Origin of the sequence: Algoriphagus aestuariicola (genome assembly GCF_017254835.1) — a bacterium.
Lineage (GTDB): Bacteria > Bacteroidota > Bacteroidia > Cytophagales > Cyclobacteriaceae > Algoriphagus > Algoriphagus aestuariicola.
Window position 1 is genome coordinate 61,509 of record NZ_JAFKCW010000005.1, and the last position, 26,128, is coordinate 87,636.

General features: G+C 47.2%; 22 protein-coding genes. 10 read left to right on the plus strand and 12 right to left on the minus strand.

What is annotated here, in order from left to right; genetic code table 11:
- Positions 1-249 precede the first annotated feature (249 nt).
- The 9 genes from J0A67_RS19575 to J0A67_RS19615 form a co-directional block, all read right to left on the minus strand.
- Complete coding sequence (locus tag J0A67_RS19575) at positions 250-1,860, minus strand: KGGVGR-motif variant AAA ATPase (RefSeq protein WP_206571085.1); 1,611 nt, start codon at positions 1,858-1,860, stop codon at positions 250-252.
- Complete coding sequence (locus J0A67_RS19580) at positions 1,857-2,372, minus strand: helix-turn-helix domain-containing protein (protein ID WP_206571086.1); 516 nt, start codon at positions 2,370-2,372, stop codon at positions 1,857-1,859. Before J0A67_RS19580 ends, J0A67_RS19575 begins: the two co-directional genes overlap by 4 nt.
- Positions 2,373-2,374: 2 nt before the next feature.
- The gene (locus J0A67_RS19585) at positions 2,375-2,809 is read right to left on the minus strand and encodes a DUF6932 family protein (protein WP_206571087.1); all 435 of its coding nucleotides are present in this window, start codon (positions 2,807-2,809) and stop codon (positions 2,375-2,377) included.
- A 303-nt stretch (positions 2,810-3,112) separates the two neighbouring features.
- Positions 3,113-4,612 (minus strand): glycoside hydrolase family 3 protein, encoded by a 1,500-nt coding sequence (locus tag J0A67_RS19590; protein ID WP_206571088.1) that lies wholly within the window; start codon positions 4,610-4,612, stop codon positions 3,113-3,115.
- A 268-nt stretch (positions 4,613-4,880) separates the two neighbouring features.
- Positions 4,881-6,146, minus strand: a complete 1,266-nt coding sequence (locus tag J0A67_RS19595) for an MFS transporter (RefSeq protein WP_206571089.1) — start codon at positions 6,144-6,146, stop codon at positions 4,881-4,883.
- Positions 6,143-6,622: a GNAT family N-acetyltransferase gene (locus tag J0A67_RS19600; RefSeq protein WP_206571090.1), complete on the minus strand. Its 480-nt coding sequence runs from the start codon at positions 6,620-6,622 to the stop codon at positions 6,143-6,145. Before J0A67_RS19600 ends, J0A67_RS19595 begins: the two co-directional genes overlap by 4 nt.
- Positions 6,619-8,064, minus strand: a complete 1,446-nt coding sequence (locus J0A67_RS19605; protein ID WP_241265267.1) for a glycoside hydrolase family 10-like protein — start codon at positions 8,062-8,064, stop codon at positions 6,619-6,621. Before J0A67_RS19605 ends, J0A67_RS19600 begins: the two co-directional genes overlap by 4 nt.
- A 235-nt stretch (positions 8,065-8,299) precedes the next feature.
- Positions 8,300-8,956, minus strand: a complete 657-nt coding sequence (locus J0A67_RS19610) for an N-acetylmuramoyl-L-alanine amidase (RefSeq protein WP_206571092.1) — start codon at positions 8,954-8,956, stop codon at positions 8,300-8,302.
- A gap of 202 nt (positions 8,957-9,158) precedes the next feature.
- Complete coding sequence (locus tag J0A67_RS19615) at positions 9,159-10,145, minus strand: c-type cytochrome (RefSeq protein ID WP_206571093.1); 987 nt, start codon at positions 10,143-10,145, stop codon at positions 9,159-9,161.
- A 208-nt stretch (positions 10,146-10,353) separates the two neighbouring features.
- Here J0A67_RS19615 and J0A67_RS19620 point away from each other — a divergent pair, with 208 nt between their 5' ends.
- From J0A67_RS19620 to J0A67_RS19650, 7 genes are all read left to right on the plus strand, one after another.
- Positions 10,354-11,778 carry an amidohydrolase gene (locus tag J0A67_RS19620; protein ID WP_206571094.1) on the plus strand — a complete coding sequence of 475 codons (1,425 nt, stop codon included), beginning with the start codon at positions 10,354-10,356 and terminating at the stop codon, positions 11,776-11,778.
- Positions 11,779-11,954: 176 nt separating this feature from the next.
- The gene (locus tag J0A67_RS19625; RefSeq protein WP_206571095.1) at positions 11,955-14,297 is read left to right on the plus strand and encodes a patatin-like phospholipase family protein; all 2,343 of its coding nucleotides are present in this window, start codon (positions 11,955-11,957) and stop codon (positions 14,295-14,297) included.
- A 107-nt stretch (positions 14,298-14,404) separates the two neighbouring features.
- Positions 14,405-14,944, plus strand: a complete 540-nt coding sequence (locus J0A67_RS19630; protein ID WP_206571096.1) for a gluconate 2-dehydrogenase subunit 3 family protein — start codon at positions 14,405-14,407, stop codon at positions 14,942-14,944.
- 11 nt (positions 14,945-14,955) lie between these two features.
- Entirely contained in the window at positions 14,956-16,650 is a 1,695-nt protein-coding gene (locus J0A67_RS19635) for a GMC oxidoreductase (RefSeq protein WP_206571097.1), read from the plus strand.
- 131 nt (positions 16,651-16,781) lie between these two features.
- Complete coding sequence (locus J0A67_RS19640; RefSeq protein WP_206571098.1) at positions 16,782-17,648, plus strand: sugar phosphate isomerase/epimerase family protein; 867 nt, start codon at positions 16,782-16,784, stop codon at positions 17,646-17,648.
- A 41-nt stretch (positions 17,649-17,689) separates the two neighbouring features.
- Complete coding sequence (locus J0A67_RS19645; RefSeq protein ID WP_206571099.1) at positions 17,690-19,105, plus strand: sulfatase; 1,416 nt, start codon at positions 17,690-17,692, stop codon at positions 19,103-19,105.
- Positions 19,106-19,190: 85 nt separating this feature from the next.
- Complete coding sequence (locus tag J0A67_RS19650; protein ID WP_241265268.1) at positions 19,191-19,886, plus strand: DUF2490 domain-containing protein; 696 nt, start codon at positions 19,191-19,193, stop codon at positions 19,884-19,886.
- 50 nt (positions 19,887-19,936) lie between these two features.
- On the opposite strand, the gene J0A67_RS19655 is transcribed toward J0A67_RS19650, so the two are convergent.
- Positions 19,937-20,497 carry a GNAT family N-acetyltransferase gene (locus J0A67_RS19655; protein ID WP_206571101.1) on the minus strand — a complete coding sequence of 187 codons (561 nt, stop codon included), beginning with the start codon at positions 20,495-20,497 and terminating at the stop codon, positions 19,937-19,939.
- A gap of 167 nt (positions 20,498-20,664) precedes the next feature.
- On the opposite strand from J0A67_RS19655, the gene J0A67_RS19660 reads away from it, so the two are divergent.
- Both J0A67_RS19660 and J0A67_RS19665 read left to right on the plus strand, forming a co-directional pair.
- Entirely contained in the window at positions 20,665-21,876 is a 1,212-nt protein-coding gene (locus J0A67_RS19660; protein WP_241265269.1) for a glycoside hydrolase family 18 protein, read from the plus strand.
- A gap of 298 nt (positions 21,877-22,174) precedes the next feature.
- Positions 22,175-22,645 carry a DUF5990 family protein gene (locus J0A67_RS19665; protein WP_241265270.1) on the plus strand — a complete coding sequence of 157 codons (471 nt, stop codon included), beginning with the start codon at positions 22,175-22,177 and terminating at the stop codon, positions 22,643-22,645.
- A 305-nt stretch (positions 22,646-22,950) separates the two neighbouring features.
- Here the strand turns inward: J0A67_RS19665 and J0A67_RS19670 are convergent, their stop codons facing one another.
- Positions 22,951-23,631 carry a response regulator transcription factor gene (locus tag J0A67_RS19670; RefSeq protein ID WP_206571102.1) on the minus strand — a complete coding sequence of 227 codons (681 nt, stop codon included), beginning with the start codon at positions 23,629-23,631 and terminating at the stop codon, positions 22,951-22,953.
- A complete protein-coding gene (locus J0A67_RS19675) occupies positions 23,628-25,142 on the minus strand; it encodes a sensor histidine kinase (RefSeq protein WP_206571103.1) in 1,515 nt (504 codons plus the stop codon). The genes J0A67_RS19670 and J0A67_RS19675 overlap by 4 nt, the downstream gene beginning before the upstream one ends.
- Before the next feature lie 116 nt (positions 25,143-25,258).
- Between J0A67_RS19675 and J0A67_RS19680 the strand changes: the two genes are divergently transcribed.
- Positions 25,259-26,098, plus strand: a complete 840-nt coding sequence (locus J0A67_RS19680; RefSeq protein ID WP_206571104.1) for a GLPGLI family protein — start codon at positions 25,259-25,261, stop codon at positions 26,096-26,098.
- Positions 26,099-26,128: the final 30 nt, after the last annotated feature.

Genomic DNA, 26,128 nt, shown 5'->3' on the forward strand with positions numbered 1-26,128 from the left:
ATGTCAAATTTTGAGGTATCTATATTAGTTTTCTTTGTATTGATTCAAGATACCTATTGTTTTAATGGGGATATGGAATTCTGCCGGCAGGTAAATTTTCTTTAATTCCACTTGGACTTTTTTCGGTGTACTTTCGTTTTCCTCCCATCTCTTAACAAGCTATAAACGCATTAGCTAAGTGGAGTCGAGACTATTCTCACCTTTTGGCAATAAATTCAATTGAATCAAAAATTATAATAAATAATTTTTTCAATTATGTTTATCAAGATATATCCCATATTTTGATAATAACCCTAAAAACCTTTCATTTTCTTTTAGAGTTTGATAGATTTCTTCATCATTTACAGCTTTTTGTGCGTAATCAGCATTTGATTTTAGAAGGCTTTCGAAATGAATGAAAAATTCATTCAATTTTCCAAGTTCTGCATAGATTTCTGCTAGAGTCGCAACCGCTTGTAGGTTTTCTGAATCAAGTTCTAATGCTTTATAAATATCTTCAAATGCAGAGTCAAAGTTTTTTAAAAGCCTTTTGGAATTAGCTCTGCAAGAAAAACCATAGCTATATTCAGGATTCATCTCAATCATCAAGGAACACACCTTTTCAGCTTCAATATAATTTTTTGTTCTTGTTAAAAGAATTATTTTTAATATTAGGGGAGCTAGATCATTCGGTCGGATTTCAATATATCTATCTATTTCCTTAGACGCTTTTTGATAATCCTTTAATTCGATCAAATTATCAATGTATGTATTTAGCGCGGAATTGTTGTTTTGATCTAATGCAAGACCCTTTTCAATTACTTCTAATGATTTTTTGAAATCTTTTAGCTCAAACAGAATGTTTGCTTTATAAATGTATAATTCAATATTTGTTTTATTTAGTTCAATTGCTTTTGATATATAGTCTATTTTCTGGAGTGGGTTTTCAGTGTTGTTCGCAATTGATACTAATTTTTCAGATTCTCTAATATTGTTAAATCTTCGGATTTCATTTGGAGAAAGATCATTTTCTGTTAATTTTTCAAACAATTTTAGATAATCTATTGAAATTTGTGTATTTGAGTCATCTTTCTCGTAGCCTATTTTTACTCTTTCATACTCCTCTAATTCGCGATCAGAATGAATAATATTGATTTCTGATAAATAAGGGGTTAAATATTCTCTTTTGATTTTGTTGATCAATATACTTTCTTTAGCTTTATCCTCAGGTTTTTCTGTAAATGGTATTCTGCTCAGAACAAAGTTAATTTTTGGAGATTTCTCAAAAATATTGTTTTCTTTGTCATTCAGTGATTGAATTATTTTTTTTGCCCCGCTTAAATTTTCTCTATTATTTGCTGCAACGATAACAACCTCATCAGCAAGTAATGATAATGTTATTCCAGACATTTCTGAAATGCCAGTCCTAGAATCAATTAGTAGAAAGTCCGGTTTTATTTCTTTTTTGATTATATCTTTTATGAATAACAAAAAAGCAAGACCATTATTATTCTCATAAATTAGTTCGTGCCAATTTATTGATGAAAGCTTTTTCCAGTATGCTGTTGACTCAACATCCCCAGCAGGGATTAAGGATAATGACTTTCCAGTTTTCGAAACTTGTACTTCTATAGAATAATCTTTAATTGATTTTACTAATATTCCTTTGTTTGAATACTCGTATACAAAATCAACTATTCCTTTTTTGTTTGTATAAATTGATTTAGGTATTGGGAATTTTAAATGTAGTCCTGGAGCTTCGAGATCAAAATCAATAACACAAACCTTTTTTCCAAATTCTGAAAGTCTTGTAGCAATGTTGACAAGAGCAAGAGATCTTCCAACTCCACCCTTGTACGAATAAAATGTTATTGTTTTCATGATTGAATAACAGTTAGAAGGGCTTTTTTATTTCTTAACTTCTTTGTGGCTTCTATTATGAATTTATCTGTATATTCACTGAGTGGAATAGTTTCTGTGTTAAGAGTTATTTTTGTTTTGTCAAATGTTATGTCTAAAGTTCTTGAAACCTCTAGTATCCTATTGAAATTGGCACCTTCGTAATTATTTGATTCATAACGTTGGATTTGTTGTGCTTTTAATCCTATTTTTTTTGCTAAATCTTCTTGAGAAATTCCCTTAATTATTCTAGCTTTTACTAGTATTTCAGGTAAATTCTTTATTTCTGAAAATAAGATTCTAGATTTTATTTTTTTTAATTCCTCATATTCTTTTATTTCTTTATTTAAGGTTTCAATTTGACTTGTTAAAGAGTCAAACATTATTTGGTTCAATAGATTTTTGTCTTCGTTTGATTTCAAAAGTTCTATTGCTTCTAAGAAATTGTCTCTATTTCTCTTGGTTATGGCTAGTTGTCTGTCGCTCTTAATCATAGCTAATTTAGGGTTATTTCAATAATTCCTTTTTTGTTTCCGTCACGATCTTTTTGAAAGAAATCTAAATAAATGTTGTAAGGTGATGCTGATGCCTGAGCTGGGAAAAATTCTCCTTTATACCTTTTTTTTTGGTTTTCTCGATGATTCGAAAAATCAAGCATAGTTGGGAATTTTGTTTTTAATTTTGGTAGATCAACGCCGAGTACGTCCCAACAAGCATCAAAGTCAGTTGGGGTTTCCTTTCGAGTTGTAAAGCTTCCATCAATGTAAATCTTAGTGCATCCGCATTCTCTTAATTCTTCAATTCCGATTTTCAAGCCCACAATTAATGCTTTTCTATGAGGATTAAACCCAAAATCCTCTTCGAATTCTTCGAATGTAAGCTTGTGAATGCCAGGCTTTAAGCTTCCGTTGTGTTGAAATTCTAGCCGCATTTTCTTTTTTCTGTTAATGTAAGAGGTTTGGACAACAAATATGTTGTTTAAATTCTTTTAACACGAATATTTTTTTCAATTGTTTGGGTGTTGCTTAAGTAATTGGATGTATAATTCTTGCACCTCCTCAAATCCTTGATACCCACAGATCACCGCTTCGAAATCTTCCAAATTTCCCAGATGCTTTAGTGCCAGAGGATTCAACCTACCCTCCAAGGGTTTTAAATCCCTTGGAGGGTTCTCTAAAAAGTCGGCTTTAAAAAAAAGAAATCTGGCTAAGATCACTAACCCCTTCCAAGGGACTCAGAGCCCTTGGAGGGTTTTTACCACCACCTGCTGCACCTCCTCAAATCCCTGATAGGCGCAGATCACCGCCTCAACATTTTCCAGATTTCCCAGATACTTTAGGGCCAGTGGATTTCCGAAATGAACCAGGATGCAGGGCTTGCTTTGGGCAAGCCTTTGGATTTCGGCTAGAGTTTCGAGATCCATCCCGAATTGGTTTAGTGGCTTATGGCTGGGTACGAATACGGCCAGTATGACTTTTTCAGCCTCAGAAATGGTGGTCGTGTCAAGTCCAAGTTGCTTGGAAAAAGTGCTAGCAGTTGGAGTGAAGAACTCTTGATAGCCCAGCTTGCCAGCTGCTCTCAGTAGTTGGATTCCTTCTAAGTCCAGTTTGCCGGAAATCACCGAAACATACTTTTCCGCCAGTTGGCTTTGGAGTTTAGAATGGCTTTCCCAGTCGAAAGTTGGCACTTCAATCGGTTGAATTTCAAGTACACCCAAACGCTTTTTCAGATCCATCACCTTTTCATAGACCGTATCCACTTCTTCATCGCTGGCATTTTCGGAGATTTTTTGGATTCCCTCCCGCACGTGATCTGAGAAGCAAAGGATATCATTCCCAGCATGGAAAGCTTCCCATTCCAGCATGCCGGGTTCTGGGAAGTGCTTGGCGACGGCTTTCATGTTCAGGGCATCGGAGATTACTAGGCCTGTGAAACCCATTTCGCCCTTGAGCAGATTTGTGATCAGTTCCCGGCTGATGCTGGCAGGGATTTCCTTTCCTCCAGTCAGGGCCGGTACCGCCAAATGCCCTACCATGATCATTTCCACGCCTCGATCGATGCCGTATTGGAAGGGGAGAAGCTCTTCGGCTTCGAGTTGAGCTTTGGTTTTGTTCAGAATAGGCAAACCCAAATGCGAGTCAACCGCCGTATCCCCATGCCCCGGGAAATGCTTCAAGCAAGCTCCGATTCCGGCTTTTTTCATCCCGGAATAAGCTGCAAAAGAAAGCTTGGCCACCTGTTCGGCCTGATTTCCAAAAGAGCGATAGCCAATCACCGGGTTATTGGGATTGGTATTCACATCGGCGCAGGGTGCCAGATTCAGGTGAATTCCGGAGCGCTTCATGTCCATTCCCATGCGGTAACCTACCTCTTCCACCCATTTTTCCGCATCCTCTTTTAGGGCACCCAAAGTGATTGCAAAGGGATATTGGGGAGTCTTCTCGATGCGCATAGCCAGTCCATATTCCCCGTCGATGCTGATCAACAGGGGGATTTTGGAAATGCTCTGGTAGCGGTTGATGAGGCCGATCAATTTCTCAAACGTCCCCGAGACGTCCAGTACTTCCGCTCTTTTCTCAAAGTTGGCCGCGGCGGAATGTCTGCTGTGAAAAAAGGTCAACCCTCCGATTTCTTCCTCCCGGATCAGTTTTTCGATTTCCTGATAGTTTTCCTCCGTGTCGTGGATGAATGCGGCGGGGGAGAAGCATTGGGCGATTTTTTGAGATTTGTTCATGGGGTATTGAGTAATTGGTCTTTTTATTCGGCCGAGCCTTCCGCAGAGTTATCAGGATAGAAGTTGTTTTTTAGCCTCTTCTTCTATGTTCTTTTGGCTTGTCCCAAAAGAACGAAAAGGACAAGATGCAGTTCCGCTTAGCTAGCGGGACTCCAACCGCAGAGGGTCGAACGCTGGCTCGCTGGCAAATCCTCCCACCGGCCCTATCCGAACTACGCTTGGTGCTATATGGTCATTGATCTTGTTTTCCGTTTTCAGCCTTCAAATTTCAGCTTTCTGATTTCTTTCCAAATTCCTTCGGATACTTTGCCAAATAGGCCATCAGGAAACCGGGAATCGTCGCCATCACTACCCAGACAAAGAAGCCGGGATAGCCAAGCCATTCCTGCATATAGCCGCTCAGCATTCCCGGCAGCATCATGCCCATCGCCATAAAGCCTGTTGCCAAGGCATAGTGGGCGGTTTTGAAAGCTCCTTCTGCCAAGAAGATCAGGAAAATCATGTAGGCAGCGAAGCCGAAGCCATAGCCAAACTGCTCGATCACCACCGCGGTCATTGCAAAGCTGAGACTTTCTGGTTGTTGCCAGGAAAGCAGGATATAGCCAAGATTCGGCGCATTGATCGCGATAGCCATGGGCATCATCCAGCGCCCGAGACCATCCCGGGAAATGGCAATTCCACCCAGAATTCCTCCGGCCAAGAGGGCAATCACCCCCAAGGTTCCGTAGATAAAGCCTACTTCTGTGGTACTTAGGCCAAGGCCTCCCGCTTCACGGGTATCGAGGAAGAAAGGTGAGGCCATCTTCACCAACTGGGATTCTCCCAAGCGGTAGAGCAGGACAAAACCTAGGGAAAGACCGATGTTTTTCTTGGTAAAGAAGGTCGAGAACACCTTCCCAAAGCTGGGTTCATCTTCCTTTTTTACACGTTCTTCAATGACCTTTGGCGTAGCGAGATAGTTCAGGCCGGTTAAAATCAGCATCAGTCCTGCGACTCCGATCATGGTCCAGGACCAAGCTTGATTAGGATTGCCAAAGGTTTCCTCCAGATATCCAGCCAAGATCACAATCAGACCCTGTCCCGTGATCATCCCCACTCGGTAAAAAGTACTCCTTACCCCGACGAAGAAACTTTGCTGGTCGGGTTTCAAGGCGATCAGGTAGAGTCCATCCGAAGCAATATCATTGGTCGCGGAAGCAAAAGCTCCCATCCAGAAAAAGGCAAGCGTAATGGTGAAATACTGATCCAGTCCCGTGGTCAATCCCACGCCGAGGAAGACCAATGACAAGATCAGCTGCATGCTGAGAAACCACTGTTTTTTGTTACCGAAAAGCTCCAAAACTGGGCTCCAGAGAGGTTTAATCACCCACGGGAGATAGAGAAAGGAGGTGTAAAGTCCGATGTCGGCGTTGGAGATTCCCAGGTTTTTGTACATGATTACCGAGACGGTGATGATCACGACGTAGGGCAGAGACTCGGTCAGATACAGGGATGGAACCCAAAACCAGGGGCTTTTGGACTTGTTTTGGGTCATTTTTTTCTGAGTAGGTTTTGGTAGATGCTTGTTTCTGAGCCTTCAATGACTTTCGCGTTGACGGTTTTTTCATAGAATTCAGCCGGACCGACGCCGCCGATTATGGCGTAGGCATAGCCCATTTCCCGAAGCGATTCGAGCGATTTGATCAGGAGGACTTTCCCAATCCCTTTGCCCCGTTCGGTTTCCAAGGTGCCCGTGGGGCCAAAAAAGTTACGCGCTGTGCTTTCATAAGCTGCGAAGCCCAAAATTTGATTGCCACGCTGGGCTATCCAGCAGGAGACGGGTTGCCGTGAAAAAGCCACTTCTACCTCTGACTTCCAGTATTGCCCAAACTGCTCCATGACCCATTCCGCCACCAGGATTTTTTCGGGAGTAATCGCCCGCCGGAATACGATTTTCTCCTTTTCCAGCAGTTTTTTTTCCAAATCGGAAATCTCTGGAAGCTCCGTCAAGCGGACGAGCATGTCTTTCATAGGCGGCTGGTTTTCGGTGTTTGGAATACCTGGGTTTGGACGATACGGCCATAGTGGTCTATCCATCGGATTGCCAGATAGTCGGTGTTCAGACTAGGAACTTCTAAATAACGCACTCTTGAGCCACCCACCCAAGCGGTGTGGATTCTTGCGTCATGGAGGGTGCTGAGGTCGTTACCTCCCTGTACCATCGCATAGCGGATTGCCGGATCGATAGGCTTTTCCAGACTGATTTGGGTTTTTTCAGCGTTAGTCTTCACGTCAAAAACCACAGGCGTATCGATGAGCGATGGGGTTTTGGGTTCAAAAGAAGGGGGGAGCGTAGGTTCGTTGTAGACTTCCTTTTGGAGCAGATCCGCTATGTCCCGGTTTTTTTGATACATGGACTTGGCTGAGAAAAAGGCATTTCCATGGATCTGGGGCAATGTTCGGGTATAGTTGACCTGAGTATTGAGCTCGTTGGGATTTGTCCAGGCGGCATCGGAGTCGTCACGGACCTTGTAGGGACCGTTGCCGATGTAGACGTTGGTGTTATAGCTGTTGTTGGACCACCAGTCGGCGAGTTTGCGATAGGAGGCCAGCTTGTGCTCCATGCTCCAATAGAGCTGGGGTAGCATGTAGTCCACCCATCCATTTTTCATCCAGAGCAGGACATCTGCATAGAGATCGTCGTAGTTGGTCTGACCGGCTTGGGTGGGGGAGCCTTTAGGGTCTTTGCTCTGGTTTCTCCACACCCCAAAAGGAGATATCCCAAACTGCACCCAGGGTTTTCGATTTTTGATCGTCTGGTTGAGGGCGAAGATCAGGTCATTGACGTTTTGTCTTCTCCAGTCATCGACAGACTGTCCCGGCTTCTTGTATTTGGCATAGGATGCTTTGTCCGGAAACTCGAGCTTGGGTTCGCGATAGGGGTAGAAATAGTCGTCAAAGTGTATGGCATCCACGTCATAATTGTCCACGATTTCGGAGATCACGGCCAAAAGATGCTGCTTCACTTCCGGCAATCCTGGGTCATAGTACCATTTGCTGCCGTACTTCAGCATCCAGTTTCGGTGTTTGTGAAAGTCGTGCTCGGGGCTAAGTTCGCTCGTATCGAGGGTCATCGTGGCGCGATAGGGGTTGAGCCAGGCATGGAATTCCAGTCCGCGGTCGTGAGCCTCTTTGATCATCCAGGTCAGGGGATTTTCCGAGGTAGCGGGAGCCTTTCCCTGTTTCCCCGTGAGGTACTTGGACCATGGGGCGAGGTTACTCGGGTAAAAGGCATCCCCTGCGGTTCTCACCTGGACGATCACTGCGTTGAAATTGTGGTTTTTGTAGTAATCCAGCAGGGCAGCGAATTCGGCCTTTTGCTTCTCCCATGAGTCGGTTGGAGAGATGGGCCAATCGATATTGGCGACGGTGGCAATCCAAACTCCGCGAAACTCACGGGGTATGTCCGGCATTTGATAGCTGAGAGGTTTCAGCGCCACGGCCGGCTGGGAGACTTTTGGGGGAAGAGTTTCGGAGGTTTTTGGTCCGGTTTGGGCTGTGGGTGTTGTAGTGGGCTTGGTGGTACTCGTAGGCGGCGTTACCGGAGGTTTTTGGGTCGTTGAGGATTTTTGGGATTTACAGGAAGCGAAAAATAGAAGTAAGCAAATGATCCAAACGGGAAACTGGGGTTGGAAACGCATAGGGGAATTAAAGCTTGGGTACTGGTTTGAGGTTGAGGTCTTCAAGATTTTTTCGCAGTTGGTTCATGAATTTGTCTCCCGGGTCCGTCTTCACGGTCCGATAGTTTGGATCGGCTTCCTTCCAAAGTTCGGTGGTCTGGAAGTTTTGGTACTCGTGGTGCCCGATCACATAGTCGATGGGATATTTTCTCTTCAGATATCGGACGAGTTGTTCATTGGCTTTGAGTTGGGCTTTGGTCAGCGGCATGTCATCGCTGCCGATGTTTTCGACGCCGATGGCGAGGTAGTTTAAGCCAATTGTGTGCCGAGCGAAGGTGGTATCCGGGAGTAGCCTAAAAATCGTCCCATCCCGGTCGATGAGAAACTGGCTCGAGACGTTCAGGTTGCTGGCACCGGTCAGGTCAGCCCTGCCTCCTAACAGCGGAGGGTCAAACACATCAAATGTCACTTCAATATTGTCAATGGCCGTCCAATGCACCACGACCATTTGCGGTTCGATCGTCGCGGCACTTTGCTCCAGTCCATGTCGGTCTTTCAAGTATTGAAGGGAGAGTTGTTCTCTTTGTTCGTTCCAAGTTATGGGTTTGTCGATGATACGGAAAGTCCCCTTGGGACTACAAGAGAAGGCAAAAAGAGTAAATAGAAGGAGGACGGACTGACGCATTTTTACAGGATTTGGCTAAAATCACTTCAGGGGACTAAACTAGGCAGAAAAAGGCAGGAAAGGAATCAAGCGAAATGGAAAAGCTCCAGCTGCGATTGCCCAAGACGGCACATAGCAGCAGGGTTTGGCTTGTCTTGCGCCATAAAAAAACAAACGACCCCACAAAAGGTGGGGCCGATGTGCATCTGATTCTTAGGTAATCTTATTTGCTGGAGGCTGTAAATTTGACCACCTCGTTTTTGATTGGCTGGATAGTCTTCAGATAGGCGTAGATGGCCTTGAGGTCTTCTTCCTTCATCCCGGCATACATGGTCCAAGGCATGATGGTGTTGAATTCGCCTGGCCCAACCTTGGGATTGACGTAGCCGGAATCCGTATACTGTTTGAATCTGGCTACAAATGCCCCTTCATCCCATGCGCCAATTCCTGTATCAGGGCATTGCGTAATGTTGGCAGAAGTGACGATGCTTCCATCCGGAAAGGGAAACACCCTGCCTCCGGCAAAAGCCACGTCTGGAAGGATTACACCTTGGGGACTCAATTGGGTGTGGCATTCGATACAGCCGGAGGCATTTACCAAATATGCCCCGTAGGCGACTTGGTCGGTCGGAGAGGGTTTGGAGGTCATCTCTGCGTTTTTAGGCATGGTCCGCAGAATCAGACTGACTGGGAAGTCGGCCTTGGAGTCCGGGATTTCTGTCTGTACCGAAGGCAAGGAACGAATATAGGCGATGATGTCATAAATATCCTCAGGATCCATTCTGCCATAGTAGGAATAAGGCATCAGGGGGAACATGGGCCTGCCATCGTTGGTCACTCCGGTTGTGATTAAACGGAAGAGTTCCCCATCGGTATAGTCCGATATGCCATGCGGTGTGATGTTTTTGGCGAAAAATACACCAGGTAGGCCCATTTCATGGTCAAACCGGTCTCCTCCAGCGCCTAGGGTGCCCGGCATCGGAGGACCTGAAAACTGGGAAAAATCCCTAGTCGAATGACAGTCCATGCAGACTGTGACGTGGTTGGCGAGATAGGAACCGCGCTCAATGCGTTCCTGGGAATAATCAATGCTGATTTCTTGGGGTGGGTCGACTTTCGGGAAACCTAGCTGCAAAAAAGCGAAAGCTCCGATCACTAGCAGGACTAGGATGCCGAGCAGGTACGCTGCGACTTTGAGGATTTTTTTCATTGGCATTTTAAAATTGGTTCCTTAAAATTTAGGCATAATCTTATGTATTGGGAATTAATGTCTTACAAAATGTTTTTCATTGTTTGAAAAATGTAACTTTTTCTTGAATAGGTGTCATTGGCCAAATTTCAAAGGCTTCTCCCAATTGGCATTTCCTGCATTTTTCATTTCGGTACAATTTGTATTTTGCCTCAAAAACCAACCTTACATGAAAAAGTACTTACTACAATCCCTCTTCGTGCTTTCGTTTTCGCCGCTCTTTGCACAGGATGAGGTGCTGAAAAAGCTCGATTCCAGAGCGGAGTTTTATGGCGATATCGCCAAGCAGATCTGGAATAATCCGGAACTGGGATACCTTGAAACCAACAGCTCAGCGCTTTTGCAAAAGACCTTAAGCGACGCTGGATTTAAGGTTACCGCCGGCGTCGCGGACATCCCGACGGCCTTTGTGGCGGAATATGGATCCGGCAAACCCGTAATCGGCATCATGGCGGAATTTGATGCGCTGCCAGGAGTATCACAGAAAGCGGTTCCTTTTCGAGACCCTGTCGTGGTAGACGGTGCGGGCCATGCCTGTGGACACCATCTTTTTGGGGCTGCCTCTGTCGCTGCCGGAATATCGGTGATGGACTGGATGAAAGAAAATAAAATCGCAGGTACTATCCGTGTGTACGGAACCCCAGCCGAGGAAGGGGGAGGGGGCAAAGTCTACATGGCGCGCGCTGGACTGATCGCTGATGTGGACGTCATGCTTCACTGGCACCCAAGTTCCCAAAATGCTGCGGGCGCAACCTCCTCGTTGGCAAACATTTCTACCAAATTTCGATTTTATGGTGAAGCATCCCATGCCGCTGCAGCTCCCGAACGGGGCAAATCTGCTTTGGACGCTGTGGAGGCAATGAATTTTATGGTGAACCTGATGCGGGAACATGTGCCCATGCAGACCAGAATGCATTACGTGATCACCCGCGGTGGTGAAGCACCAAACGTGGTGCCCGCCTTTGCAGAATCCTATCACTACGTCCGCCACCCGGACGCTTTGGTGGTGAAGGAGATTTTTGCAAGGATGGTCAAGGCTGCGGAGGGTGCGGCTTTGGGTACCCAAACCCGGATGGAATATGAGGTGATCAATGGAGTATATAACCTCCTGCCCAACGAAACGCTGGCTAGGATCATGCACAAGAACCTGGAGCAGGTAGGAGGGATCAACTATACTCCAGAGGAAAGGGTCTTTGCCGAGGAAATTATCAAAACCTATCCTGTGGGTGTAAAGGTAAGTCCCGATGACGCCACCAAAATCGCTCCCTTTGTGGTTTCTGAAGAAGGCGGTGGGGGATCTACGGATGTGGGCGATATTAGCTGGCTAGTGCCGACTGTAGGTCTTGGCGCGGCTACTTGGGTGCCTGGTACCTCTGCCCATACTTGGCAAGCTGTGGCGGCTGGAGGTATGAGCATAGGCCAAAAAGGAATGATGGTCGCTGCAAAAACGCTTACCCTCACTGCGATGGATATTTTCAAAGATCCCTCTGTGACCGAGAAAGCCCTGGAGGAATTGAATAGAAGAAGGGGAGAGGGATTTTCTTACGAAGCCTTGGTGGGAGATCGAAAACCACCCTTGGATTACAGAAAGTAAACCCTAGCTTGGAGAGGGGATCAGCAATGTCTGAATTCCACATTTTAGCCTGAAGATCTCCGCCACAGCGGTCAGACGATGGGAGGAGCTGAAGTGTGAATTTCGTTTGGTCTTCAGAAAAAGGCTTATTGTATTTTGATGGTGCAGTCGAGTATTTAGCATATACGTTGCAGAAAATGAATTCTTTCTCCAAGCACTTTTGCATTGCCCTGATTTCATTGTTTTGGGCGCATTCTTCTTTTTCATTTCAAGATACGAGCTTTGCTCCGCTTCCCAAGATCGGGCTCGTGTTGAGCGGAGGAGGAGCCAAAGGCATGGCTCACGTCGGCGTGATCCGGTCTATGGAAAAGGCAGGCATACACCCTGACTACATAGTCGGCACGAGTATGGGATCGGTAGTGGGAGGCTTGTATGCCTTGGGTTACAATGCGGATGAGCTCGAAAAGATCATCCGATCCATAGACTGGGAGCTGATTATTTCCAATCGTGTGGGCTTTGAAAAAATCGCTTTTGAGGAAAAGGAATATTACAACAGATACCTGCTCGAGCTCCCAATGAGGCAAGGCAAGATCAGTCTTCCTTCGGGCCTGATTGAAGGACAGGTACTTTCCGAAACGCTTCACTACTACACTTGGCCAGCTAGGCAATATGAGTCTTTTGATGACTTTCCGATTCCTTTTCGGTGTATCGCCACGGATATCAGTACCGGAAAACCCATCATTTTTGACAAGGGATATCTACACGATGCCATTCGGTCCAGTATCGCCATCCCCACCGCATTTACCGCGTTCAATCTCGACAGCACCATGGTCGTGGATGGAGGCGTGGTCAACAATTTCCCGGTCGATGTGGTACGAGCAATGGGCGCGGACTTCGTGATCGGCGTCAATGTCAGCGACGAGGACTTTTTGGCCGCGGACAAGCTGGATGGCTTTGGGGCCATCCTGATGCAACTTTCCATGGCAGCTTCGCTCGGCGTCACCGGGGAAAATATCGCGCAGACAGATATCTATATCAAGCCGGACTTGGGGCCGTATGGTACAGCGAGTTTTGGGGATTTTGATGCAATCTTGAAAATCGGTGACAAGACCGGGGAAGCGTTTTACCCCCAGTTCAAGCATCTTGCCGACAGTTTGGGGATTTCGGTACCTTCCCCAGGTATTGGTTTGGAGGGGTCTCCCATTTCCTTTGACAGGATAGAAGTGAGTGGCAACCGTATTTTCCCCACGTCACTGATACTTTCAAAGCTGGCCATAGATCCAGGCAAAGAAGTCTCTCGTGAGGATATTCAAGATGGGATCAACCGGGTATTTGGAATGAATGGATTTTACAAAGTCGATTACAGCCTGGTCCGGGGTGATTGGCAGCATTTTTCCCTCCTGATCCGGGTAAAGGAAAAGCCGAAACAGTTGCTTTATACTTCCTTTCACTATGACCATCAGTTTTCTGCAGGAATTGTCTTGAATTACACTGCACGTGACTTAATAGGCAAATCCTCTCGAACCGTTTTCATTGGCGATATCAGTCAGAATCCAAAATTCAGGTTTGACTACTACAAATATGTCGGCGGCAACAAGAAGTATGCGTTCAACTTCCGAACCAACTACCTTAACCAACAAATTCCAACCTACATGGATGGGAAGGAGGACAATATCTTCATTTCCAAAAACACACGTGTGGAGGCGCAGATGATCTCAACTTCCTCCCTGAAAGAGTCCGTTTCCTTTGGGTCGGTGTTCGAAAATATCAAGGCCAAGTACCGATTTGGCAATTTCATCTCAGACGATCTAAAGAATGCCTATCAACGCTCCCTCGGCCTACGATTTCGCTATTATAGAAACTCACAGAACGACCGAAACTATCCAACCAAAGGGGCCGAAGGGCTGATCGAGACGGTGCTCAACATGAAGCAGTGGATTGGCGTCAATCTGGTGTCAGGGATCGATTCGGTCACACTCGATGTGGAAGGAATCCCTGTGGAGGTGCCTGTTTCGGTCATTCAAGACCTGGTCGAAGGCCTTACACCAGATAGTCATGGGGTGATCTATGGGCGGTATTCTAAGTTTTTCCCAATAAGTCCAAAGCTACAGTTTAAACCCTCGGTGGCCGCTGGTATGGTGATTTCCCAGGAAGAGGGGGACAAGATCTTCCAGGACTTCTATGTCGGGGGATACCAAAACGTCCGATTTGACGACAATCCATTTTGGGGATTAAACTATGCCGAGGTCCAGACGCCTAATTTCCTGAAGATCGGAGCGGATTTCCAGTACGTGCCAGTCCACAAGGTCTATTTTCGGGCTGGGGTCAATTGGATGGGATACAGTCAGCAATATCCGTTCGACGAAGCGGACTGGCCCAACAAGATCTTTCAGGACGATTATTATCTGGGCTTTGGTGCTGATGTGAGCTATGCCTCCATCCTCGGCCCCATCACGCTGGGGATATCCAGCAATTCTGAGGACCGTGTCATTCGCTACTATCTTTCTATAGGCCTTTCCTTTAACTATTCGGATCGGTAGATAAAGTCGAGTTAAATTCCGCAGGTGTAATACTGTGCCAATTTTTCATCGCCTTTTTTCAAAAAAATCTATATTGTCTTTCAGTGTTTGCCCAAAATGCCAAAAGTATGAATAGAAGAAAATCCCTTAAGGTCATCGGTGGATCCGTGGCCGGAATCGCGGGCCTTGCCCTGTTGGAGTGGAAATGGCAGATTCTGGATCGACTGAGTCACAAAGGCTTTTTCAGCTTCGAAGAGGAGCAGATGATCATGGCGATCGCAGATACCTTTATTCCGGAGGGCCATCCCCCGATTTTACCCATACCAGATGCCAAACCTATAGGAGCAATCAGCACGGGGACGGATCAGTTTCTGATCAAGCTTTTCGAAAAATGCTACGAAAAGGAGGATCAGGATTTGATCAAAACAAAGTTGAAAGCTCTGGACGAAGCAGGTTTTTTGGATCTTTCCCAAGAGGAAAGGGAACAAACGCTTCTCGCGCTCAAGTCCTCGGAGGATGAAGAAGATAAAGAGTTTTTTGACCTGATGCGCTCCAATACCATTATGGGTTTTACCACGGTCAAAGAGGTGATGGTCGAGTACCGGCATTATCAAATCGCGCCGGGCTACTACAAAGGATGTGCGGATGTACCTGCCGATAGACTCTAAACCCAAACGCCATGCTACAAAATTCAAAAGAAAAGCGAACCTACGATGCCATCGTCATTGGCTCGGGAGCATCAGGCGGCTGGGCCGCCAAGGAGCTATGTGAGAAGGGGCTCAAAACACTAGTGCTCGAACGAGGCAGGATGGTTCGCCATATCGAGGACTATCCAACCGCTTCCAAGGCTCCTTGGGAATTTGAGTTTCGAGGAGTTGTGCCTATCGAAAAACGTTCCGGTATTGGCGGAGCAAATTGGCAGCGTGAAGAAACCATGCACTGGACTTTGGCGCAGGATGAGCAACCCTATATCGAGGAAAAGCCCTTTCGCTGGTTTCGAGGGTATCATGTTGGAGGCAAATCCCTGTTGTGGGCGAGGAGCACTCAGCGTTGGTCGGACTTTGATTTTGACGGGCCGGCTAGGGATGGTTTTGCCGTTGATTGGCCGATCCGCTACAAAGACATAGAGCCTTGGTACACTTACGTGGAGACTTTTGTGGGATTCGCTGGCAGCAAGGACGGTTTGGATGTATTGCCGGATCAGGTGGTGCAGCCTGGTTTTGAGTTGAGTTGCGTAGAAAAATACTATGCCGAGCAACTGAAGGAATTGTATGGAGACCGGTATTTGATCCAAGCACGTTGTGCCCACCTGACCGATCCCCAAGAGATTCACCGCCAACAGGGGCGAAGTCGGTGCATGAGTCAGAACATGTGCAATAGAGGGTGCATCTACGGAGGCTATTTTTCGGCCAACGCTTCAACCTTACCTTGGGCAGAAAAAACGGGGAACCTAACTCTACGGCCGGATTCGGTGGTTGAGTCGGTGATTTATGATGAGCAAAAAGGAAAAGCGGTTGGCGTAAGGATCATCGATCGCCATACCAAAGAAGCGATTGAGTTTTATGCCAAAGTAATTTTCCTCAATGCGTCGACCTTGAATTCCAATGCTATTTTGCTTAATTCCAAGTCTTCCCGCTTTCCAAATGGACTCGGCAATGACAACGGGTTGATGGGCAAATTCATCACCTGCCACAATTATCGCGGAAGCGGAAACGCTACTTTTGAAGGATTTTTGGACAAATTCAACGACGGACGAAACCCAGGACATGCCTATGTGCCGAGATTTAGGAATGTTTATAGGCAAGACACGGATTTTCTGAGAGGCTATGCCATTGGGATGTTTGCAGGTCGGCAGTTGGAAGGCAACGTTGATCTAATTGGGGATGCTTTACGTGATCATTTGCTCAATCCCAAATACGGACTTTGGAGCATGTCTGCCTGGATGCAGGGGGAAATGGTACCTGAGGAGTCCAACCATATCCGACTTTCTCCCGATGAAAAAGACAAATATGGAATACCCAAGCTCATCATGTCGGTGGAATGGAAAGACAACGACGACAAGATGACGGCTGATTTCGTCCAGCAGCAAAGCGAAATGTATGAGCGAATGGGTTTCAAAAACATCAATGTCGTCGACAGGGGTTCTCCCCCGGGCTCCGATATCCATGAGATGGGCGGCGTTCGCATGGGGCATGATCCAAAGACTTCCTTACTCAACAAGTATAATCAGCTTCACCACTGCAAGAACGTCTTCGTCACGGATGGGGCTTGTATGACCAGCGGCAGTACCCAGAATCCTACGCTGACCTTTATGACCTTAACTGCCCGAGCCGCAAATCATGCGGTGGAGGAGTTGAACAAATCGAATCTGTAGATGTCAACCGTCGACTGTTCACTGCTACTGACTGAGAACCTCAATCCTCAAAGCTCTGATCGAATCACTAAGACTTAAAATGATTTCCTCGCCAGCGGACTATGGTTCGTCGGCTTTGTAAAAAATAACCTATGAAAAAGAACTTTACGCTTTTAGTCCTCGCTCTCGCTTGGATCTTCTGTCCCACAGAAACATTTTCCCAAAAGAAAGGGGATCCCATGTTACAAGTGCCGCTTGGGATTGCTTCCTACACCTTTAGAAACCATTGGAAAAATGGAGTGGAGCCTACTTTGGATATTATTCAAAAGCTGGGATTTACCGAGTTTGAAGGAGGTGCGCCGCAGGGAGTTTCTCCAGAGGACTTCAAGAAAATGCTCAATGATAGAGGGATTTCAATTCCATCTACCGGTACCGGATTTGAACTGTTGGAGTCAGATCCCCAAGCGGTAGCCGATCGGGCAAAAGCTCTGGGGGCGAGTTATGTCATGTGTGCTTGGATACCCCACAAACGCGGAGCGTTTTCCAAAGAAGATGCGGATCGTGCGATTAAAGCTTTCAACGAAGGAGGAAAAGTGTTGAAGGAAAACGGGATTACGTTCAAGTACCATGTGCACGGCTATGAGTTCCAGCCATATGGGGATGGGACGCTCTTCGATTACTTGGTCGAAAATACAGATCCTCGATATGTTTCTCTGCAAATGGACGTGATGTGGACGCATTTTGGAGGAGGTGATCCCGTTGCCTTGTTAAAGAAGTATGGAAACCGCTGGGTGTCATTGCATCTGAAGGATTTCAGAAAAGGCGCACCCAAAGACATGAGTGGACTAACCGGCCCCGAAAACGACGTGGCACTCGGAGAGGGCGAATTGGACTTCCCAGGGATCCTTAGAGAGGCTAATAAAATAGGCATCAAACACATGTTTATAGAAGACGAAAGTGATCACGAACTAGAGGCTTTGCCAAAGAGCATTGCCTATCTCAAGAGTCTCACGTATTGATTTGAAGTCCTAATCCCGGACTTTTTCTTTTAATTAAGGGCATGAAAAGAATTTGGATTTGCCTCACGCTTCTTGTTTTCAGCGCTCAGTCATTTTCCCAAAACCAAGAAAGACCGAACATAATCCTCATCCACGTAGACGATCTGGGTGCTACCGATTTAGGGGTCTTTGGCAGTGATTTTTATGAAACTCCCCATCTCGATCGGCTGGCTGCGGAGGGGATGCGCTTCACCCAGTCTTATGCGGCTGCCCACATTTGCTCACCTTCCAGGGCAGCTCTGTTGACCGGAAAATACCCCGCCAGGATTGGGATTACGGATTGGATTCGTGCCAAATTCCAGGGAGTGACCACTTCGGGTTTGCCCGGGGAATATGAAGAGTTTGCAGACAAACCGCTGAAAACCCCAAAGATTCAAGGCTTTCTTCCTTTGGAGGAACAGACAATAGCCGAGCGGCTCAAGTCTTTGGGCTACACGACTCTTCATGTGGGTAAATGGCATCTGGGTGATGAGGGCATGCATCCGGAAAACCAGGGGTTTGACGTCAATGTCGGTGGGAATGACTTGGGGCAGCCTCCAAGCTATTTTGACCCTTACCTGCCTGCCCAGCCTAGGGAGTTTTACCAGATCAAAAACCTGCCTCCGAGGAAGCCCGGGGAATTTCTTACCGACCGGGAGTCGGACGAGGTGATCGGTTTTTTGGAAGTCCACAGGCGCCAGCCCTTCTTCGTCCATTGGGCTCCTTACGCAGTGCATACGCCGATCATGGGGCCAGTTGACTTGGTCGAAAAGTACAAGCAAAAGAAACCAGGTCAGCAACGAAACCCTGTCTATGCTGCACTGATCGAAAACCTGGACGCCAACGTCGGAAAACTTCTGGCCTATCTGGATGAAAAGGGCATCCGAGAAAATACCCTCCTGATCTTCACCTCAGACAATGGTGGCCTGATCGGCAACAAGGCCAATCCCGTCACTTGGAATATCGGCATGAGAGAGTACAAAGGCTATCCCTACGAGGGGGGGATTCGGGTACCAACTATTGTAAGTATGCCCGGGACGGTACCGGCGGGAACTACCTCGGATGTCCCAACGATTTCCATGGACTGGATTTCCACAGCCTTGGAGGCGGCTGGTGAAAATCCGGATCAACCTGAGTTGGAAGGCGAAAGCCTTTGGTCTGTGCTGACAGGAGCAAATCCAAGTCTTGAGCGGGATCTTTTCTGGCACTTTCCCCACTATCGCGCGCCAGACGTCACACCCCACTCGGTGGTACGTTCGGGTGACTACAAGCTGATTTACTACTTCGACGGTAAGGAGCCTGAGCTGTTTGACCTCAGCAATGATCCCGAAGAAAAAATTAATTTGGCCAAGCAACTGCCGCTGATAGTGATGCAGTTGAAGACAAAGTTGGAGGGCTTTTGGGAAAACACGGATGCACGCCTTCCCGTCACGAAGTAGCAAAAGATCTTGCCTTTAGGGCGACGGTTCTATATTAGCGAGAGTTTGCGGTCCGAATCACTAGCTCCCTATCCAATCCTAAATGATGAAAAAACTGATTACTTTATCTCTTCTATTGATTTACTCTCACCTTGCACCAGCTCAAGCCACCTTTGACGAGGATCAGCTGGGAGCTTGGTACATGTATTTTTTCACGCATCGTTTCGGGGAGGGCCCTTGGGGTGTCCAAGGGGATTTCCAATATCGTTCCTGGGATATGGGAGGAGACAAGGAGCAACTGCTACTCAGATCTGGATTGACGTATACGCCAAAGGATGCCAACATTACTTTTACCCTTGGCTATGCAAATGTGTCCTCAGGAGTCTTTGGCGAAGGCGGTGAAGTGATCACTGAAAACCGGATCTATCAAGAGGCCCTGATTCCGCAAAAGGTGGGCGGCCGATTTTTACTCACGCACCGTTTTCGATATGAGCAGCGATGGGTCGAGTATCAGGACTTCCGTACGCGCTACCGCTACAATCTCTTTGTCAACGTACCGCTCAATGCCCGGGAGCTCAAGAAAAACACCCTGTATGTGGCGCTGTACAATGAGCTATTCATCAATGGGCAAAAAGACATTGGGATGGGCCGAAGCGTGGGCTTCTTTGACCGAAACCGGACTTACCTTGGGATGGGCTACGGCCTCGGCGACCGGCTGAGAACCCAGCTCGGCTGGATGAGACAGGCCACGGACAACTGGGCGAAAAACCAACTTCAGGTTAGTTTGCACCATGCTTGGTAGCAAGAATTATTGTAATAAAAACTACAGTAGCTCAGGCTACAATATGGTGTTTACTGTTTTTTCAGCTGCAAATGCTCCAACTCGATCCCCAGCAGTGTCTTTTCCCCAACCGGCTGAAAGCCCACTTTGAGGTAAAGTTTTTTGGCTGATGGATTGGTTTTGTCCACGAGTAAGCCGAGGGTATGGCCTTCTTCGAAGACTTTATCCTGGATCAAATGCTGTAGCAGTCGAGAGCCAATGCCTTTTCCTTGGTGATTTGGCGAAATGCCGAGAGAGTCGATGTAAAACTCGCCTGCTTCGGTTTCGTCTTCCAAGCTTACCTCCGGGTTGAAGTGCTCGCGGATGTGGTTCAAGACAGGATTTCGAAGCGCTTCCAGTTGGGCTCCGTCGTAGGCCAGCAAGGCTCCGATGATCTCACCGTTTTCTTCGGCCACGTAGCAGTTTTCGTAGGAGTATTGGTTGCTTGGCCTTTGGACAAAATAGAGCAGCAGCGCTTCCGCTTCGGTCTGATTTTTCTCTCCGAGCAGACGAAGGATGACCTCGCCGGTCGCAAGCATAAGCAAGGCCGCGATGGCTGGGGCATCTTCGGTTTGGGCTAATCTTATCCGCATGGCTTGGTTGGGTTGAATACGAAGCTAAGCCTTTCACAAAAGAATTATGACTTTTATGGTGTTTTGGTTTTACAAGAAAAAAATATTCGCTTGATTAGATTTTTGAAAAAATAATAAAAGTCTATTTGAATTAGTAAAAATATCAATCAACTATAATCGATTCTACTTTGTCTATCCATCGCAACTACCTCACTGTTCTTTTTGCCCTTGCGCTGCTCTGGAGCTGCTCGCCATCAGGGAATTCCCCAGAGGCGGAAACCGAGCCCGCCAACCCCAAACCCCTAATCATGGCTTATTACGTGCCGGAGCGGGATTATAAGCCCGAGGAGATTCCCGTGGAGCAGCTCACGCACATCATCTATTCCTTTGCCAACTTGGTGGACGGGGAGATGACCTTTCGAAAGCCTGAAGAAGCCGGAGCGAAACTGGCAGCTTTGGTCAAGCAGAAGGAGCGCAATCCTGACCTGAAGGTAATGATCGCCATTGGCGGCTGGGGAGCAGATGGCTTTTCCGACATGGCGCTGACCGAGGAAAGCCGGGCCAAGTTCATTGCCAGTGCGAAGACCTTCATCGAAACCTACCAGTTGGACGGGATGGATATGGATTGGGAGTATCCTGGGATTTCTGGTGCCGGAACGATGGCACGTCCCGAGGACACTAAAAACTTCACCGCGCTGATGAAAGGCCTGCGGGAGATGCTGGATACCTTTGAGTCGCCAAAGCTCCTGACTTTTGCGTCTGCTGGCTGGAAGCGCTACTACGACTTCATCGAGACCACGGAGGTGATGAAGTATGCCGACTATACCAATGTGATGACTTATGACCAGGTCTCCGGCGTTTCCATCTACACTGGGCACCATACGCCGCTCGGTGACGTGAAGAGCGAGGAAATTGCCGGTACGCCCTTTCACTCCCATCTTGACAGTCTTTACAAAAGCGGGGACAATCTCGATCCTGACCCTCGCTCCGCCCAAAAGATCGTGGATTTTTTGATCGAAAAGGGAGTAAATCCCAAGCAAATTGTGATCGGCGGCGCTTTCTATGGCCGCGTGTGGAAAGGCGTGCCGCCGACCAACAATGGACTTTACCAACTCAGTGGAGGTTTGCATATTGGCTGGATGGCCTATCATGCCATTCGGGAAAAGTATGAGACTGACAGCAACTTTGAACGGTTCTGGGATGACAAAGCCCAAGCGCCATATATGTACAATGCCAAAGACAGCCTGATGCTGTCTTACGACGACACGGTTTCCGTAGCCCTGAAAACCCGCTATGCGATGGAAAAGGGAATTGGCGGAATCATGTTTTGGGAGCTGGGCAACGACACCAAGCAGGAGGGTTCCCTTCTGGATGCGATCTACAAGGAAGCGCAGAAGTAGCCGATTTTGAAGGGTTGGGATTGCTACGGTACTCGGATAAGAACTTTACCAAAGTTCCGAACTTTGGTAAAGTTATCCCTGCCAGTTCGTTATTTGAGATTTGCAATCCCAAATTTCCAGTCGAACGATTCACAATCCCAAATCCCCCCTTTTGCTCTTGGTCTGGATTCCGAAATGATTTAATTTGAAGAGCAAAAGGTTCGGAAGTCCCTTCCTCCAAAACGGATATACACGACACTCGGGAAAGGGGTGGGACTTATACCGATTTTGTACGCCATTTAAATGAAAAGCCGATAACTTGACAAGTATTACGAACTTTGTTGATAAAGTGGAATCTGAAATAACACTTCAAATCATTCTTATTAAACCCACGCCAGCTGTAGTTTTTGGCCTACAGAAGGGATCAGGCAACAATTACGAAATTGTACAGAAGCAAATTTCCATATCCAATGATTTAACTTTTGCTTTTACAATTAAAGTCAAGGGTGACAGATCAAAAGATAGATTTCCCAAATTGTCAGGCAGTTTTGTTCAAGGGTCCGCAGATAGTAAGTTTGTATATATCGACATAGGAACCTACGCTGGCCAATCTGATACAACTTGGTCGAGACGGCTTAAAATCCCTCTAACAGGAATTACTTGGAAGGACATTGATTCATTAACCGGCAAATCAATGCTACAAACTAGTGTGCCTGGAACGGGTAGGGATGGTGGGCCGAACTGTGCGACAGTTAAGCCTTTTGCAGGCTGGCATCTTAGCCATTTATAGGCGAAAAGAAAACCCATAAACGGCGTGCAACAAAACCTAAAAGTAATGGCGGCACGGGTGATATTAAATTTTTTATCTTTCGGTGTGCGCCACGTCTTATTGCTGGATGTTGCCGTTAATGCAGTTCGGTACGGGGGACAAATAACAACCATGCCTCCTCCAATTCGAGATTTCTAATCTCGAATCCCCTATCCGAGAATTTGTAATCCGGCTCCAAAACAACCGATTCTAAAGATTGCTTCGGGATCGAATGGCCGAGAAATGATCTGGTATTCAAGCTGATCCATCGAAATGATGGTCTTCCCTCAACACACCAGCTTAAACCCATAACCCCGTACGTTCAGGATCTGGATCGCAGGATCGTCCTGGAGTTTTTTGCGGAGCTTGGTGATGAAGACGTCCATGCTGCGGGCGTTGAAAAAATCGTCCGAGCCCCAAATATGGTTTAGGATTTGGGTTCGGTCCGTGATGTCGTTGGCGTTTTCGAGCAGCATCTGTAGGAGTTGACTTTCCCTGGCGGTGAGGGGAGACTCGGCATCGCCGAGCTTCAATACCTGTCGAGTCGGGTGAAATTCATATTTTCCCAAAACAATCCAATCACTTTGAGCTTGGCGGGTGCGGAGTCGATCTAAATGGGCTTTGATTCGCACAATCAGCTCCTCCATGCTGAAGGGCTTGCGGACGTAGTCGTTGGCGCCCAGTCCAAAACCCTTGACTACATCTTCGGTTTGGCTTTTGGAAGTCAGGAAAATGATCGGAGTATAGGGGTCAGTTTTGCGGATTTCGGTAGCGAGGGTAAAGCCGTCCTTTTTGGGCATCATCACGTCGAGGACGAGGATGTCAGGCTTTTCCCGCTCGTAGGCTTCCCAGGCTTTTTGCCCGTCTTCGCAGAGACTCACCCGGAAATCACGACTTTCCAAGCTCTCTTGGATAATCGTGCCGAGCGCGACTTCATCCTCTGCGAGTAGTACGTTGATCTTGCTCATGGCCAATAGGTGATAAAGGTGGTGGATTTTTTTCCGGTTTCCAGCTCGATTTTGCCGCCATGTTTTTCGAGGATTTTTTTCACGTAGTAGAGTCCAATACCAAATCCCTTCACGTCGTGCAGGTCGCCCTTGGGAATGCGGTAAAACTGCTCAAAAACCCGCTCCTTTTGTTCGGGGGAGATGCTTCCTCCATCGTCGTGGACACGGATCTTGTTCAGTCCATTTTGATCAAGACAGATGCGGATCTCGTTTCCGCCGTACTTGACGGCGTTGTCGAGGAGGTTGGACAGGACGTTTTCGAAGTGGAAGGGGTCTGCCTCAATCGTCTTGCAGTGGGAGGGAAGGATGAGCTCGATTTTCTTTTCCGGTGCCAAGGTCTGGAACTTCATAGCCAGCTGGCGCAAAAGTGCCTCCGACTCGATCGGCTCTTTCTTCAAGATCAGCTGATCGGTGTCCAAAGTGGCGGTCTCCAAGAGCTTTTCCACCATTTGGTTGAGCTTGTGCATCTGAGACTTGGAGATACCAAGGTAGCGCATGGTCTTGGCAGCGTCGTTTTCGGGGTTGAAATTCTCTATTCCTTCGATGGCCGAGAGCGTGGTGGCGATGGGCGTCTTGAACTCATGGGTAATGTTGGCAATCAGATCCTGTTTGATCTCGGCGATTTCCTTCTGGTTTTTGATGGTTTGATAGAGGTAATAGAATGCGAAGGCGATTATTCCCAAAAACAGTAAGGAGGTCAAGATCTCCACCGAGCTCCGTCTGAGAATGGTCAAGGCAGTGTTCTCAAAATGCATCTCCAAGGACTGGCCAGTAGGCAAGAAAGTAGATCTCGAGATAGCCTTAAATGGTAAGGGGCGCTTCCCTACCTCCAAAAGACTGTCTTCCGCATCTCTTCCGCTGCGATGGACCAGGCGGTAGTTGATGTCGATCCCCTTTCGCTTCAGCTCCGAAAAAAGCAGGGCGTTGATTTTGTCAAAATCCAATGAGTCCCGGGTGATGGATATCAGAAGTCGATTCGTGAAAAAGTGCAGTTGGTCTATGCTGTCAGGCGCCATTTTTCCTAAAAAGGCATTCAAGTCAGCACGCTGCCCAAACTCGAAGAATTTCACGGAATCCATCCGAACGTTGTTGACTGCAGTGTCAGAGGAAGTCGTTTCCCAGACTAAGGTATCAAGCGTTATTTCAGCAGGAGTATGGCCATTGCGAACGATCACCCTGCTCCTACTTCGGGAGCTGTCTCCCCGCATTCGGGTGACCACTGTGCTGATCTTCATAGAATCTCGTCCCGAAGATTTGCCTGGGCGGTTTCCGGTGACGGTGACTACGTCCGTCTTGACAATCTCCGCAAAGTAGTTTTCCACAGCATTGTCCAAGCTCTGTTGGATCTCGTTGACCAGTTGGTCCTGGATGACCTTAAACTGGGTGTAGTTTCTCCATGCCTGAACGGCGATGCTGACCAGCAGGGTAAATCCGATCAAAAATCCTATACGCTTGAATTTCAGCTTTTGCACAGCGCTAAATTAGATGCTTAAAAAAACGGAAAAAATGACCATTAACACACGTTAACAGTGCTTAACGCTTGTTTTTTAGGCCTTGGTATTCATTTGTGTCATAAACCACACATGTTATGAAATTGCAAACACTAGTATTTGCAGGGCTCTTTTTCGTGGTAGCTTTTATATCGAAAGCTCCGGGACAAGGCCTCACCGGAAGGGCCTATTACAAGAGCTCAAGTTCCATCAGATTTCAGATGGACAGTTCCCGCACCAGTCCTGAGCAAATGGCTGAAATCCAAGCCCAGCTCAAAAAGCAGATGGAAAGGGACTATATCCTCTCCTTCACCCAAACCGAGTCCAACTGGAAGCAGGCAGAAAGCCTGGGCGGAGGTCCTGCCACAGCCTCTTCAGGCGGAATGACCATGGTGATCAACACAGGCAGTGCCGATCGGGTGCTGTACAAGAATGTCGCTGAGCAGAGCTTCGAGCAGGAGCAGGATGTGATGGGCAAAGAATTCTTGGTCAAAGACGCGCTAGAGCCTGCGGAATGGGAACTTACCGGCGAGACCAAAAAGATCGGCAACTACACCGCCCAAAAAGCGACTTACTCCAGAATCGTCGACTCCCAGCGATTTTCAACTGGCATGACGGAGATGGAAAATGTGAAAGACACGATCCAGGTGGTAGCTTGGTTTACACCCGAAATTCCGGTAGCACATGGGCCGGAAAACTACTTTGGCCTACCGGGCCTGATCCTCGAAGTCCACAATTCTGGTAGGACATTGATCTGCGAAAAAATCGAGCTGAATCCCTCCGCCGACCCGGTAGAGATCGAACATCCCAAACGCGGCAAAGAAGTGAGCCGAGAGGAATTTCGCGCGGTGCAGGAGGAAGGCATGAAGCAGATGATGAACCGCTATCAGGGCAAGCCTGGTGAGGGCAACCAGTTTACGATCAGGATTGGAAACTAGGCAGGGAGTAAAATAAAAAGTGCCAAGTAA